Raw genomic sequence first — 13,628 nt, 5'->3', positions numbered from 1 at the left:
CTGTATCTCTTGCCGGTGTGAATGTACGTCTAACATGTCTGTCGTGCTCCTCATTACCACCGGCGCTCAAAGCGGCGGCGCAAGATAATGGCGATGATGTTCATGGTCAGCAAGAACACCAGAAGGATGATGATGCCGCCCCAGGCGCGTTCATAATACGCGGGATCGGCGCGTTTGGCCCATTCGTAGATCTGGGCTGGCATAGCGGAGTTAGGGTCAAGGAACCCTGCCCCGATGCCGTCAGGATAATTCGTGGCGATATAGCCAACCATCCCGATCAAAAGCAGCGGTGCTGTTTCACCCAAGGCTTGGGCGACGCCAATGATGGTGCCTGTTAAAATGCCCGGCATCGCCAGAGGCAACACATGGTGGAACACCGCCTGCATTTTGGAGGCCCCAATGCCAAGCGCGGCATCACGAATGCTGGGCGGCACGGATTTCAGCGAGGCGCGGGTGGAAATAATGATCGTCGGCAGGGTCATCAATGTCAGGACCAAGCCGCCAACCAAAGGCGCGGATTGCGGCAGATGGGCGAACTGGATGAAGACAGCCAGACCGAGAATACCAAAGACAATTGAGGGAACCGCCGCCAGATTGGAAATGTTGACTTCGATCACATCGGTCCATCGGTTTTGCGGTGCAAATTCCTCAAGGTAGATCGATGTGGCAACCCCGATCGGCAGGGACAACCCCAAGACCACAAGCATCATGAAAAGCGATCCAAGGATCGACACCCCCATGCCTGCCTGTTCAGCGCGGCTTTCGGATGCATCCGCACCGACAATGAAATCAATGTTGAACTGCTTTTTGATCACGCCAGCGGCCTGCAACCCATCGACAAGATCCAGATGAACCGGCTTGATATTCTTGTCGCGTGCAACCGATGTGCGGGTCACACGGTCTTTGAAATACCCGTCCACCCGCGACGATGCCAGAACGCGAAAGCTGACGGTTTCACCAATCTGCTCGGGGTTGGCAATCACGTAATCGCGGACCTGCGCCGCTGCCGAGGCGGAAATCAGCGCTTTCATGTCTTTGCGTTTTGTCAGCGGCGTCTCGATACCGTTGGCTTCGACGGCATCAAACAAAGCTTGTTGTACCAGTGGCGTGTACCCAAAGGTCGACACTTTCTTGATGTTTTCAATTTCGCGCCCGCCTTTCTTGTCCAGTTTGGCCGGATCAAGAAAAACTTCGACGGTGATAAAGGTTTGTTGAAACGCCCCGACCCCGTTTGACAAAATTGCGGTCAACAGAACCACCAGGAAAAAGACCCCGGCAGCCACCGCAGCGATCCCATACATGCGAAAGCGTGTTTCGGAGGCGTTGCGGCTTTTGGTGCGCGCGTTGACGGTCATCAAAGAAGACTTTTTGCGCGGCTCAGGTGTGTGAAGGCTTGCATCGGTCATTAGTCGTACTGCTCCCGATATTTGCGCACGATATAAAGGGCGAAGATGTTCAGCCCAAGCGTCAGGATAAAGAGGGTCATGCCAAGGGCAAAGGCGACCAGCGCCTCGGGGGATGCAAAGTCGGCATCACCGGTCAACTGGCTGACGATTTTGGCGGTTACGGTTGTCATGGCTTCGAAGGGGTTCAGGCTCATCCTTGCGGCGGCCCCTGCCCCCATCACCACAATCATCGTCTCGCCGATGGCGCGCGAGGCAGCCAACAATATAGCGCCGACAATGCCGGGCAGTGCTGCGGGCAAGACAACCTGCTTAACGGTTTCAGACTTGGTCGCACCAAGGCCGTATGACCCGTCTCGCATTGCCTGAGGCACCGCATTGATAATGTCATCAGACAAGGAACTGACAAAGGGGATCAACATGATGCCCATTACCAGCCCCGCCGTCATCACCGCGGTTCCGGCTTTCATCCACCCCAGGCCATCTGCTCCGAAAACCCCGATTAGCATGGGGCCAACTGTCAGCAAGGCGAACAAACCATAGACGATTGTCGGAATGCCGGCCAAAACTTCGAGCATCGGCTTGGCCACGGCCCGCACCTTGGGCCCCGCATATTCGGATAGGTAAATCGCGGCAAACAATCCGATGGGAACGGCCACCGCCAACGCAATAAGCGAGATATAGATAGTCCCCCAAAGCAGCGGCAAAATACCGAGTTTGGACAGCGGATTGCCATCACTATCAATGCCGCCACCAAAGCTGGGCAGCCATGTTGGTTCAAAGAAAAACAGCTTGACCGGATAGAGGCGAAAGAATTCCAGCGTATTGAAGATCAGCGACAAGATGATGCCGACGGTGGTCAAAATCGCAATCGAGGCGGCCCCGACCAAAAGCATCCGCACCGCGCGTTCCACAGTGTTGCGGGCCCGAAAATCAGGTGTCGTTCCTTGCAAACCCCAACCCGCACCGGCAATCGCAACGGCCAACACCGCGATCCACATATAAAAACGGCCTCCATTGCTCAGTTCCCGATATTTCTGGGCAGCGAGCAAGATCGGCTGGGTGATGGTGGAGGTTACGATCTGACCGGCGTCCTTTAGGCGCTGTGTCATATCGGTGAAATCGGCGCGGCTGTCGCGGGCTTCGATTTCAAGCATTGCGCCAGATTGAACGGCGTTTTCAAGTCCGGTCGCGGCGCGGCGGACTTCGGCCAGCACCAATCCGGCACTTGATCCTTCGCGGATTTCGGACTGTGGGATCATGCCGATCACGCGGTTGTCGACAATCAAAGGCTGCACCAGCAGCCAGACAATCATCAACAAAAATGCAGGAACCACGGCTTTGATAGCAACGTTGGAGCCGTAATAAGACGGCAATGAATGCAAGCGGCGGCTATCGCCCCCTGCGCTTGCCAAGGCGCGGCGGCGGCCAAGCACGTAGCCCAGTGCCGCAAGCCCAAGCACGATGATAATTAGCCAGTAAACAGGCATCTAGCCCCCTGCGGATTGGTTGTCTAAGTGGTCAGAAAGTCGGTGGGAAAAGGTCCAAAAAGGTGAAAGGGGGCGGTGAAATACACCGCCCCCGTCCAGTATGTCAGGCTTACATGCCTTCCATCATTGTGGTTTCGTCAGCAACGGCTGTCTGAGTTGCTTCCAGCTCAGGATCAGAAACCAGACCGTATTCGGACAATGGGCCGTCGGAACCGGCGATCTCTTCGGAGACGAAGAACTCAGCATAGTCTTTCAGGCCAGGAATAACGCCGATGTGCGCTTTCTTGACATAGAAGAACAAGGGGCGCGACACGGGGTATTCACCGGTCGAGATGCTCTCGGTCGAAGGGGCAACGCCGCCCATTGTGGCAACCTTGAGCGTGTCGGTGTTGTTCTCGTAGAACGCCAGACCAAATACGCCGATGCCGTTCGGGTTTGCATCAACACGGGCGAGGGTTTCGGTGTAATCGCCATCGATATCGACAGATACGCCATCGGTGCGCACTTCAAAGCAGGCTTTGCCAGCGGCTTTCTTGTCGCCGCCATTTTCGGCCATATACAGGTCGAATGCGCCAGCTTCTTTGCAGCCTTCTACCAGAACTTTTTCTTCGAACACTTCGCGTGTCCCGTGCTTGGTGCCGGGGATGAAGGCGGCGATGTCAGCGGCTGGCAGGTCGGCGTTGAAATCAGCCCACTGCTTGTAGGTGTTTTCGACCAAGGCACCGTCTTTTACAACTTTGGCGGCCAGACCGTTGAAGATGTCGACAGGCTGGAAGGACGTGTATGCAGGGCCGTCGATCTGGCTGGCGAATACGATGCCGTCATAACCGATGCGTACTTCGATGATGTCGGTCACACCGGCTTCGGCGCAGGCTTTGATTTCACTGTCTTTGATTTTGCGCGACGCGTTTGCAATGTCGATGGTGTTTTCGCCAACACCTTCACAGAAACGTTTCAGACCCGCCGAAGAGCCACCGGATTCAACAACTGGTGTCGGAAAGTCAAAGTTTTCGCCGAAAGCTTCTGCTACGATCGAAGCGTAGGGAAGAACGGTCGAGGAACCGGCAACCTGCACGTTGTCACGGGCAAAGGCGGCAGAGGCAGATACGGCGGCAATTGCCAGTACGGAGGCGGTCAGTTTCACGGTCATGGTGAACTCCTGAAAGTTACTTAAACTGTGATCATCGTTGTGATGATCTCCGAGGCCTGAGATAATCTCGTCTCGCAATGCTTTTGTGACAGGTGTGTAACAGTTTTATGAAACACCCCGATCCAATCGCGGGTTCGGGGCTATTTCCTGCGTTTTGGGCAGATTTTTTTACAAATTTTTGGGATGCCCCGAGGGCAGCTATGATCGATAGGGGAATCGGGCAAGCTGCAGACAAACGCGGCGCATCGGATCAGATCAATGACCCGGCCAAGCTCTAATCAGTGTCACGCCACCGGCAAGATGACGGTAAAACACGAACCCTGACCGCGCACGCTGGCGACCTTGAGCCGGCCGCGATGCCGGTTGATGATATGTTTGACGATAGCAAGGCCAAGCCCTGTGCCGCCCATCTCGCGCGACCTATGGCTGTCGACCCGATAAAACCGTTCTGTTAAACGCGGGACATGATGGGGTTCGATGCCCTGCCCCGTGTCCAGCACGCTCAGACGCACAGCCTGCGCACGTAGGCGCGGCTCGTATTTGGGACCTGTCAGCGCCAACGTGACCGTTGATCCTGCGCCGGAATATTTTATGGCGTTTTCGGCAAGATTATTAAGAACCTGACGCAGTTGATCCCGATCCCCAACCATCGACACGGTTTCTTCGGGCAGATCCGTTTCCAATTGGACGCCGGCCTTTTTGGCCAATGCGTTCAGACTGTGCGCAGCGGTGCGAATAAGATCGGCAGGATACATGACTTCAGTAGGCCGCACCCGTTCTTGAGCCTCGACACGGCTCAGCGATAATAAATCCCCAACCAAACGGTTCATCCGCTTGGATTCGTCATCCATAATGTCCAGAAATCGCGCCCGCGCTGTTTCGTCGTTTTTCGCAGGCCCTTTAAGAGTCTCGATAAACCCGATCAACGCCGTCAGGGGCGTGCGTAATTCATGGCTGACATTGGCCACAAAATCGCGGCGCATCTGGCCCACTTGTTCAAAGGCGGTAACGTCTTCGAAACAGACAAAAACTCCGCGTTGATGTTCCAACGCGACGGCTCCCACCGAGACCTTGTAGGTGACATCTTGACGGCCATCGTTGGTCAAATATTCGCATGTGCGCTTCTTGCCATCGGCGAGGCAGCCTTCGATGGCTTCCAACAAAACCGGCTGCCGCAAAATCGTAATGAAATGGCGCCCGACAATACCAGCCCCTAAAAAGGCCAATGCCCGCTCATTCGCTGCGACAATCCGTTCATCGGGATGAACCAGCAGCGCCGGCCATGGCGCCGCATCAACGAAATCTGCCGCATTGCCGTTCATTCAGGTATCCTTTGCAGCCTTCAGGCCTTTGTCGAAGGCCGCAATCAGCGCGTCCGGATCTTCGAGACCGACGGACACGCGAAAGAAGCCTTCGGTGATGCCATTGGCAACGCGCTCTGCCTCGGAAATATTGCGATGCGACGATGAATTGGGGTGGGAAATTGTCGTGCCGACATCGCCCAAAGTCGGGGCAAAGGCCAGTTCCGACGCTGTTTTGGTAAAGGCATTTGCCGCGGACCGCCCGCCCTCCATTTCAAAACTGACCATATTGGCCCCTTTGCCGCGCAGAAGGCTTTGGGCGCGGGCGGATTCGGGGTGATCGGGCCGCGTTGGGTAAGCGACCATTTTGACATTGGGCTGCACCGCCAGAAAATCAGCCAACCGCTGCGCCGTCTTTTCTGCGCGTTCATAGCGCAATTCAAACGTGGCCAAACCGCGTTCAGCCAGCCAGCAATCAAAGGGGCTGCCTGTCAACCCGTGGGTCACGGCGTAAATGGTCATCCGCTCCATCACAGCTGGATCTTTTGTGCACACCCAGCCCAAGGTTACGTCGGCGTGGCCCGCCAGCAGCTTGGTAACGGAATGCAAAACGATATCAGCCCCGTGCTCAACCGGCTTCAATGCCGCGGGCGTGGTAAAGGTATTGTCGACCACCAAGAGCACGCCTTTTTGTGCGCAAACCTCGGCTATACCGTCCAGATCCGCAATTCGGATCGTCGGATTGGACACAACTTCAACCAAGACCAGTTTGGTATTCGGTTTGATTGCCTCAGCCACTTTTTGTGCATCAGTCGTATCCGCTAGCGATGTCTCAATGCCGTAGCGCGGCAGGTCTTCTGACAGCATCCGCAAGGACCGGCCATAAAGCTGATTGCCGCCAATGACGTGATCGCCGGATTCGCACAGCCCCATTAAAACGGCGCTGACCGCCGCCATACCAGAGCCGACAATAATACCGCCCGCCATCCCTTCGAGCGCATCAATCCGGCGGGCCAGAACATCTGCGTTCGGATGCCCCTCGCGGGCATAGGTATAGCCCTGGATTTCACCCGAATACTGCGCATCCAGTTCGTCGGGTGTTTGCGACGCATAAACCACCGACGGCATAATAGGTGTCGCCACGGCGGTAGACTGGCTGACAGGAATCGCGACGGGGCGCTGCAAAGTGGGTTTCATTCCAAAACTTTCGTTTAGGGGCCGCGAACGGCTCTATCAGGGATGTGTAACAGGTTAATGTCGTTAGACGGCAGTCAGTTCCATTGCAAAGCGCGCTGCGTTTTCCTGGTAATGCACAGCGGACCACCGGTTCTTGTCGATGGCGGCCTCATCAAGTTGCCGCACCACTTTGCCCGGAACACCCATGACCAAACTGCCGTCCGGAATTTCCTTGCCTTCGGTGATCAAAGCCCCTGCCCCGATCAGGCAGTTCTTGCCAATTTTGGCCCCGTTCAAGATCGTCGCGCCCATACCGATCAGGCTGTTTTCGCCGATCGTGCATCCATGCAGCATGACCTTATGGCCGATGGTGCAACCGGCCCCGATCTTCAACGGAAACCCGACATCTGTATGGCAGACTACGTTTTCTTGTATGTTTGATCCGACACCAACGCGGATCTCTTCGTTGTCGCCGCGAATGGTACAGCCGAACCAGACGCTGGATTTGTCTTCCATGACAACGCGGCCAATGACATTTGCATCCGGTGCGACCCAAGCAGATTCAGCAACGCCGGGGGCCACATCGGCCAGTCGATAAAGGGTCATGACAGCTCCTGAAATTCGGATTGCAAGCCGCGCGCATGTTCAACCAGCCTAGGCTGTTGCAAACGGCGCAGGCGCGTGGCGGTGACAATGGTTTTAAGATCCTCAAACGTCCGGTCCAGATCATCATTGACCAGCACGTAATCATAACTGCCCCAATGGCTGATCTCGTCCCAGCTTTTTTGCATACGTTTGGAAATCACGTCATCACTGTCTTGGCCGCGTCCGATCAATCGGCGGCGCAGTTCAACAATCGATGGCGGCAGGATGAAAACCGACAAGGTGTGCTGCCCAAGCGAGGAGTTCACAATCTGCTGCGCGCCTTGCCAATCAATATCAAACAACACATCGCGGCCGGATTCGATGGCCTTTTGCACCGGTGCCTTGGGAGAGCCGTAGAAGTTCCCGAACACATGCGCATGTTCCAACATGCCATCATCCGCGACCTGCCTTTTAAAGGCGTCTTCTTCAAGAAAATGGTAGTGCTCTCCGTCGACTTCACCGGGGCGCGGCGCGCGGGTGGTGGCAGACACCGAAAAGCTCAGACTTGGATCCCAATCCAGCAATCTGCGCGACAAAGTAGATTTTCCGGCCCCTGAAGGTGATGACAAGATAATCAACAGGCCGCGACGATTGTTTGTGTTCTCGCTCATGGCTTACTCCACATTTTGAACTTGTTCGCGCATTTGGTCGATCAATGTCTTGAGCGACAGCCCAAGGCGCGTCAACTCGGCATCGCCGGATTTCGAGCACAAAGTATTCGCCTCGCGGTTAAATTCTTGCATCAGGAAATCAAATTTGCGTCCGATCGATCCGGCTTCGGCCAATAGCTCTCGTGAGGCTGCTACATGGGCGCGCAGCCGGTCGATTTCTTCGGTCACGTCAGCCTTTACTGCAATGATGGCCAATTCCTGGGCCAATCGCGCTTCATCTACTCCGTCGGCATTTTCAAGCACACGGGACAGTTGTTGCCGAAGTTTTTCTGCTTGTTGTGGTGCCCGTGCTATCGCCAATTCCTCGGACTTATCTACAAGTGAGTCGACTTCGTTAAGCTGCCTGTTCAAGATTTCAGCCAGTTTTTGCCCCTCAGACTGGCGCATTGCGATAAAATCGGACACCGCTTCGTCAAAATCTGTTAAAAGCGACGCGCGTAAGGCGGTTTGATCAATTTCCGCCGCCTCAGTGGTCATCATGCCTCGCAATCCGACGATATCCGCAGCCGTAGACGGAGCCAGTGACAAACCACGGTTCATTGCTTCGGTTTCGATCTGAGCCATGGCCGTCAAGACGGACTCAAGCTGACCGGTATCTAGGCGCGCAAGACCATCCGACCCTTCGGTGTTCAAACGCAAGGAAACTTGGACATTTCCGCGACTTAGCTGCGATGACAGGCGTTTTCGCAGCTCAACTTCCAAGCCTTCGATCCAATCAGGAAGGCGCAAACGCAGGTCCAGCCCCTTGCCGTTGACACCGCGTATTTCCAACCCCCAGACAAAGCCGTGATCCTGACCTTGGGTGCTGGCGAAACCTGTCATTGACTGACGCATAAGACATCTCCACTATTGCACGAAATGGCGTATCGGCTCCTCGCCTTCAAGGCAAGCTTCTGAAGGTTGCGTTAACCTGTTCTGTACAATTGGGACGAATTTGAAACAAAGCTCTGATAGTAACACTTCAGTAACGAAGATTACGCAAAGTTGGAGGTCGGGAGACTGTCAACAGTGCGACAGGCTTTAGGAGCGGACATATGCTGGGCAATGGTGGAAACGGTCGGGATGTCGTAAGGATGTCTGAACGCGACAAAAATCGTAAATTGGCACCTCTTCGCAATATAGAGGCCTATTGGCATGGCCTGTGCAGTGAAAATGACGTTCCACTGCGCAGCCAGATTGATCCACGCGGTATGGAGAATGCGCTGGAATACGCGTTCTTGATGGAGCGGATCGCCCCGTCGATGGCAAAAATACGGGTTGCCGGTTCCCATTTGTCCGATCTGATGGGCATGCAAATTGCCGGAATGCCGCTATCCAGCCTGATTGCCCCGTCTGACCGTGATCGTTTTGGTCAGGCAGTTACCAAACTCTTCGGCGACCCTGCGGTTGTGCGGATTGATCTCAAAGCAGAGGGCGGTTTTGGCAAGCCCGACCTTGAAGGGCATATGTTGCTCTTGCCGCTCAAATCTGATTTCGGCGACATGAGCCGGGGTTTGGGAGTCTTTGTTTCTAATGGAAAAATAGGACGGACGCCACGCCGGTTCGCCATCACAAACATCGATGTAAAGCAGGCGGTTTCGTCAAAAATAGAGTCTGGCATTACAGATCGCCGCCCCGTCAAAGTCAGTGAGCCTGAACCGGCTCCGATGCGCAGCTTCCAAGAACCGGCCAAGCCATTCAAAGGTAAACTGTCGGCGGCGTCACCTGCCAAAACAGCCAAACCAGCTGCTGGCAAAAGCATTCGGGGAACGTCAGACTCCCCACAAAACAAACGCGGACATTTGCGTTTGATCGTCTCGAACGACTGAGACACAGCCAGCCTGACAGTCTAAGGAAGTATGGGTCATCCAAGAACCCAACGTAAAACGCCCGCCCATATTGAGCGGGCGTTTTTGTAGTTTGGTCAAGCCGTGCGCCATGCGTTGGCCCGCTGCTCCCAACGCTGCACCACCATATATTCAACCAATAACATCACCCCTGTGAAACTGATCGCATAGGCTAAAACAGTCGCAGTATCAAAGAGTTGAAAGTACAAGTGGATCTGAAATCCGACCCCGTTCGAGCGGCCCAAAAATTCAACCACAAGGACGATTTTCCAAATAACCGCCAGCCCGTTTCGGGTGCTGGCCGCCACAAAAGGCGCCAGTTGCGGCCAGATAACATGACGCAATCTTGTGCCCAGCCCCATACGGTAAACCTGAGCCATATCAGCAACGCCGCGATCAAGGGCGCGAACACCTTCGCGAATGGTCACAGTGACCATCGCCGTTTTGTTTAGGGCGACGGCAACAATGGCGGCCACTTCATTCAGGCCAATCCATAAGTAACACAACACGATGATTACCAACGCCGGCAAGTTTAGCATGACCGTGACCCATGGGTCCGCCCACCGATTGGCCCTCGGATTGCTGCCCAGCCATATTCCCAAGACCACGCCCACCAACATCGCCAGACAAAATGCTGCGATCACCCTCACAAAGGTGTGCGACATGTGAAACCAGAGCTTGCCGTTTTGCGCCTCGGTGATCACCACCTGCCAAACCGCAAGCGGTGCCGGTAAAATATCGGGATCATTACCGATTTTCGCCGCGATGGACCAGAATACGCCCAAGCCCAGTAAGGATAAAAGCGTCACATACACCGGCGCGCGTTCATTGGTCATCTCTGTGTCCCCCTCGCTTGCAGCCTATCGTGCTTGGTCAGCGCTGCCCCCTTGCACCAAGGTCGCATATCTGAACCTTCATGCCCCGAATATCTTTCTGGAATGAGATTTTCTTACTTGATTGCTGCGCTTTTTTGGTTCGCCAGCACTCTTGTTTCTTGGGCTGATCCCGCCCCGGAACAAGACATCGCCGCCCGTATTTATGCGCCCATGTCTTTGGGGACGCAATTGTCAGATGATGGCGTTTATGAATTGCTCAATTCAGGCGGGGCCCATGCCGGCTATGTTTTCCAAACGGAGCCAATGTCGCCGCTGCCCGGATTTTCGGGTGCACCGATAAATATCCTTGTAGTACTGGATCTTGAAGGGCGTTTTTTGGATGTTCAACTGCTCAGCCACAATGAACCGATCTTTGTTTCCGGCCTCGGCGAGGCGCCATTCCACGCGTTTTTCGAGCAATATCGAGGCCATTCGATTTCCGACAGTTTGGTGGTTGGTTCGCCTTATGGCGGCGGGTCCGAAGGCACGGGGTTGGTCTATTTGGACGGGGTAACCAAGGCAACGGCTTCCGTACGCATTGCCCATGAAACCATTTTGGCCGCAGCGCTTCAGGTGGCCCGCGAAAAAATGGGCGGGATCGCCTCTGGGCCACCTGCGTTTCCAAATCCCGACATTCAAGAGCAGCTGAGCTGGCAGGACCTTTTAGACCAAGGTCTGATGACTCGTTTAACCGTCACCAACGCAGAGATGCAGCAGTTGTTCGCGGGCACCCTGTGGGAAGATGACGACCCCGAAGCGGCTGATTTCCCCGAAGAGCCATTTTTGGACCTTTGGGTCGCGGATTTGGGCCCCCAATCAATTGCGCGGGCGCTTTTGTCCCAAGACACCTATGAAGAACTCGAAAATTTCAAATCTATTTCGACCTTTGATGAACCCATTTTGGTCGTCGAAACCGCCCGCCACGGGCTGGTGTCAGACAGCTTTGTCCGCAACACCGCCCCCGATTGGATAAGAGCCGAACAAAACGGTTTCCCCATAGCATTGCGCGATGCGGATTTGCTGGTTGAGCTGGCGGATGATGTTCCTGATGCACTACATGACGGTACGATGTTGATTTTACGGACAGATCGCCGCCTCGGGTTCGATCCTGCATCGCCTTGGAACATGAATGTCACGGCCATTCGTGAACATGGTCAATTGCAACCACAAGTCGGATCTCAAAATCTGTCGGTGGCGCATGAAACCGACGAACGCTTCTTTATCCGGCCCGGAAAGATCAAACGTCTATCCCCCTTCGAAGAGGCCGTCCGCAATCGTCAAAACGACCTGAAAATACTGGCGGTGGTGCTGGTTCCTTTGACAGTAATATTGCTTCTCGGGCAAAGTAAACTGGCCGGATTAACCAGTTTTACACCGATCCGCCTGACCATTCTGGCCGTGATTTTGGGCTTTGTTGGGTGGTGGGGCCAGGGCCAGCTGTCCATCGTGACCCCTTTGGCAGCCATGCAAACCACAATGGCGGCTGGCAGTTACGCTTTCCTTTTGTATGACCCGTTCTCGTTGGCTGTTTGGGCCGTCGCAATTGTTGGCTTTGTGCTTTGGGGGCGTGGTCTGTTTTGCGGCTGGCTCTGTCCTTTTGGCGCACTACAAGAGTTTATGCATCATGTCGGCCGCATTCTGAGGCTCCCGATCATTGAAGTGCCTCGTCACCTGGATCAACATCTCAAAAAGCTCAAATATGTCACCTTGTTCGGTTTGATCGCTGTGACCGTTTTTGCCCCGCAGCACATGGACAAGGCAGCCGAGATCGAACCCTTTAAGACTGCAATCACCACCTTCTTTTTGCGCGAATGGTACTATGTCGCTTATGCTGGCCTATGGCTCGTCTTGGGTCTGTTTGTTTTCAAAGGGTTCTGCCGCTACCTTTGCCCTTTGGGCGCACTGATGGCGATTGGCGGTCTGCTGCGCATTCGAAAATGGATTCCACGCCGGTTGGAATGCGGCAGCCCGTGTCAGCTGTGCAAGGTTAAATGTAACTATGGGGCCATTGGCCAGTCTGGAGAAATCCAATATGATGAATGCTTCCAATGCCTTGACTGCGTAACAATCCATGATGACGACACGCAATGCGTGCCGCTGATCCTAAAGGCCAAAGCGTCCAAACGCGCGCCGCGCGTCTCCGGGCATCCAAACCAAATGCCCGCCGAATAACCCACCTTGGATTGCCAGACAAAAAAGCGCCCCGCATTTTCATGCAGGGCGCTTTCAAACTTGTTGTTGGGTGTTGGGTGCCTTAGCTGGCTGCGGCAACTGCCCGCTTGGTCATGACCTTGACCAAATGCGCACGGTAATCACCCGATCCATGCAGATCCGAGATCATATCATCACCCGAAACCGTCAGACCATCCAACGCATCAGCGCTGAAATTACCACTCAAAGCGGCTTCAGCCTCGCTCCAACGATAAACGCCACCCTCAGACGCGCCGGTGACAGCTACGCGAACGCCGTCTGCGAATTTGGCAACATAAACACCAACCAAAGCAAAGCGAGACGCAGGCTGTTCGAACTTCTGATAAGACGCAGCTTCAGGGATCGGGAACTTGACCGATATGACAATTTCGCCTTCTTCCAGCGCGGTTTCAAACAGACCTTGGAAATAGTCATCAGCTGCAATTTCACGGCTGTTTGTGACGATGGTTGCACCCGACGCCAATGCTGCCGACGGATAACAAGCAGACGGATCGTTGTTCGCCAGTGAGCCGCCAATAGTACCGCGGTTACGCACAGCAGGATCACCGATATTGCCGGCCAAAGCCGCCAGCGCGGGATAGGCACCCGCCTCAGCCGCAACAACTCCGTGGGTGGTGCCGCCGCCGATGGTCACAGTGCCACCGTCAACCGACACACCCTTGATATCTGCAATACCGGCCAAGCTGACCAGAACAGATGGGGACGCCAAACGCTGTTTAAGCGTGGGGATCAATGTCTGACCGCCACCCAAGGCTTGCGCCTCGTCTTTTCCCAACGCAGCTGCTGCGTCCGCAACGCTGGTCGGACGTTCTACTTCAAAAGAATACATTCTTTTCTTCCTCCTCGGACACAAAAGAGCCCTGCCCTTCTTCTGTCCAAA

Annotated in this window: 12 protein-coding genes; 2 read left to right on the top strand and 10 right to left on the bottom strand. The window is 54.8% G+C overall.

All coding sequences use genetic code 11. The features are described 5' to 3' along the window. Nucleotides 1-53 precede the first annotated feature (53 nt). The 8 genes from pstA to C8N36_RS02060 all read right to left on the bottom strand — a co-directional run bounded on the left by pstA (nt 54) and on the right by C8N36_RS02060 (nt 8,670). Nucleotides 54-1,406: a phosphate ABC transporter permease PstA gene (gene pstA, locus C8N36_RS02095; protein WP_097802619.1), complete on the bottom strand. Its 1,353-nt coding sequence runs from the start codon at nt 1,404-1,406 to the stop codon at nt 54-56. Further along, the gene (gene pstC, locus C8N36_RS02090; RefSeq protein WP_097802620.1) at nt 1,406-2,893 is read right to left on the bottom strand and encodes a phosphate ABC transporter permease subunit PstC; all 1,488 of its coding nucleotides are present in this window, start codon (nt 2,891-2,893) and stop codon (nt 1,406-1,408) included. Before pstC ends, pstA begins: the two co-directional genes overlap by 1 nt. 109 nt (nt 2,894-3,002) lie before the next feature. Then, the gene (locus C8N36_RS02085) at nt 3,003-4,043 is read right to left on the bottom strand and encodes a PstS family phosphate ABC transporter substrate-binding protein (RefSeq protein ID WP_097802621.1); all 1,041 of its coding nucleotides are present in this window, start codon (nt 4,041-4,043) and stop codon (nt 3,003-3,005) included. A gap of 284 nt (nt 4,044-4,327) precedes the next feature. Continuing rightward, nucleotides 4,328-5,365 (bottom strand): sensor histidine kinase, encoded by a 1,038-nt coding sequence (locus tag C8N36_RS02080; protein WP_097802622.1) that lies wholly within the window; start codon nt 5,363-5,365, stop codon nt 4,328-4,330. Then, nucleotides 5,366-6,541, bottom strand: a complete 1,176-nt coding sequence (locus C8N36_RS02075; protein WP_097802623.1) for a trans-sulfuration enzyme family protein — start codon at nt 6,539-6,541, stop codon at nt 5,366-5,368. Nucleotides 6,542-6,604: 63 nt separating this feature from the next. After that, nucleotides 6,605-7,126 carry a gamma carbonic anhydrase family protein gene (locus C8N36_RS02070; RefSeq protein WP_097802624.1) on the bottom strand — a complete coding sequence of 174 codons (522 nt, stop codon included), beginning with the start codon at nt 7,124-7,126 and terminating at the stop codon, nt 6,605-6,607. Then, on the bottom strand, nt 7,123-7,776 hold the full coding sequence (gmk, locus tag C8N36_RS02065; RefSeq protein WP_097802625.1) for a guanylate kinase: 654 nt from the start codon (nt 7,774-7,776) through the stop codon (nt 7,123-7,125). Before gmk ends, C8N36_RS02070 begins: the two co-directional genes overlap by 4 nt. Nucleotides 7,777-7,779: 3 nt before the next feature. After that, nucleotides 7,780-8,670 (bottom strand): YicC/YloC family endoribonuclease, encoded by an 891-nt coding sequence (locus C8N36_RS02060; RefSeq protein WP_097802626.1) that lies wholly within the window; start codon nt 8,668-8,670, stop codon nt 7,780-7,782. Nucleotides 8,671-8,870: 200 nt separating this feature from the next. Between C8N36_RS02060 and C8N36_RS02055 the strand changes: the two genes are divergently transcribed. Further along, nucleotides 8,871-9,644 carry a PAS domain-containing protein gene (locus C8N36_RS02055; protein ID WP_097802627.1) on the top strand — a complete coding sequence of 258 codons (774 nt, stop codon included), beginning with the start codon at nt 8,871-8,873 and terminating at the stop codon, nt 9,642-9,644. Between the two features lie 95 nt (nt 9,645-9,739). Here C8N36_RS02055 and C8N36_RS02050 read toward each other — a convergent pair whose 3' ends face one another. After that, a complete protein-coding gene (locus C8N36_RS02050) occupies nt 9,740-10,498 on the bottom strand; it encodes an ABC transporter permease (protein ID WP_097802628.1) in 759 nt (252 codons plus the stop codon). Between the two features lie 102 nt (nt 10,499-10,600). Here C8N36_RS02050 and C8N36_RS02045 point away from each other — a divergent pair, with 102 nt between their 5' ends. Beyond that, the gene (locus C8N36_RS02045) at nt 10,601-12,709 is read left to right on the top strand and encodes a 4Fe-4S binding protein (RefSeq protein ID WP_097802629.1); all 2,109 of its coding nucleotides are present in this window, start codon (nt 10,601-10,603) and stop codon (nt 12,707-12,709) included. An 82-nt stretch (nt 12,710-12,791) separates the two neighbouring features. Here the strand turns inward: C8N36_RS02045 and C8N36_RS02040 are convergent, their stop codons facing one another. Beyond that, nucleotides 12,792-13,577 carry an FAD binding domain-containing protein gene (locus C8N36_RS02040; RefSeq protein ID WP_097802630.1) on the bottom strand — a complete coding sequence of 262 codons (786 nt, stop codon included), beginning with the start codon at nt 13,575-13,577 and terminating at the stop codon, nt 12,792-12,794. Nucleotides 13,578-13,628: the final 51 nt, after the last annotated feature.

Origin of the sequence: Pelagimonas varians (genome assembly GCF_003208435.1) — a bacterium.
Lineage (GTDB): Bacteria > Pseudomonadota > Alphaproteobacteria > Rhodobacterales > Rhodobacteraceae > Pelagimonas > Pelagimonas varians.
This window is presented reverse-complemented; position numbering and strand designations above follow the sequence as displayed.

What these genes read in the sequence shown, in the direction of transcription:
- pstA (WP_097802619.1), bottom strand. Translation starts at nt 1,406, where the DNA reads ATGACCGATGCAAGCCTTCACACACCTGAGCCGCGCAAAAAGTCTTCT.
- pstC (WP_097802620.1), bottom strand. Translation starts at nt 2,893, where the DNA reads ATGCCTGTTTACTGGCTAATTATCATCGTGCTTGGGCTTGCGGCACTG.
- C8N36_RS02085 (WP_097802621.1), bottom strand. Translation starts at nt 4,043, where the DNA reads ATGACCGTGAAACTGACCGCCTCCGTACTGGCAATTGCCGCCGTATCT.
- C8N36_RS02080 (WP_097802622.1), bottom strand. Translation starts at nt 5,365, where the DNA reads ATGAACGGCAATGCGGCAGATTTCGTTGATGCGGCGCCATGGCCGGCG.
- C8N36_RS02075 (WP_097802623.1), bottom strand. Translation starts at nt 6,541, where the DNA reads ATGAAACCCACTTTGCAGCGCCCCGTCGCGATTCCTGTCAGCCAGTCT.
- C8N36_RS02070 (WP_097802624.1), bottom strand. Translation starts at nt 7,126, where the DNA reads ATGACCCTTTATCGACTGGCCGATGTGGCCCCCGGCGTTGCTGAATCT.
- gmk (WP_097802625.1), bottom strand. Translation starts at nt 7,776, where the DNA reads ATGAGCGAGAACACAAACAATCGTCGCGGCCTGTTGATTATCTTGTCA.
- C8N36_RS02060 (WP_097802626.1), bottom strand. Translation starts at nt 8,670, where the DNA reads ATGCGTCAGTCAATGACAGGTTTCGCCAGCACCCAAGGTCAGGATCAC.
- C8N36_RS02055 (WP_097802627.1), top strand. Translation starts at nt 8,871, where the DNA reads ATGCTGGGCAATGGTGGAAACGGTCGGGATGTCGTAAGGATGTCTGAA.
- C8N36_RS02050 (WP_097802628.1), bottom strand. Translation starts at nt 10,498, where the DNA reads ATGACCAATGAACGCGCGCCGGTGTATGTGACGCTTTTATCCTTACTG.
- C8N36_RS02045 (WP_097802629.1), top strand. Translation starts at nt 10,601, where the DNA reads ATGAGATTTTCTTACTTGATTGCTGCGCTTTTTTGGTTCGCCAGCACT.
- C8N36_RS02040 (WP_097802630.1), bottom strand. Translation starts at nt 13,577, where the DNA reads ATGTATTCTTTTGAAGTAGAACGTCCGACCAGCGTTGCGGACGCAGCA.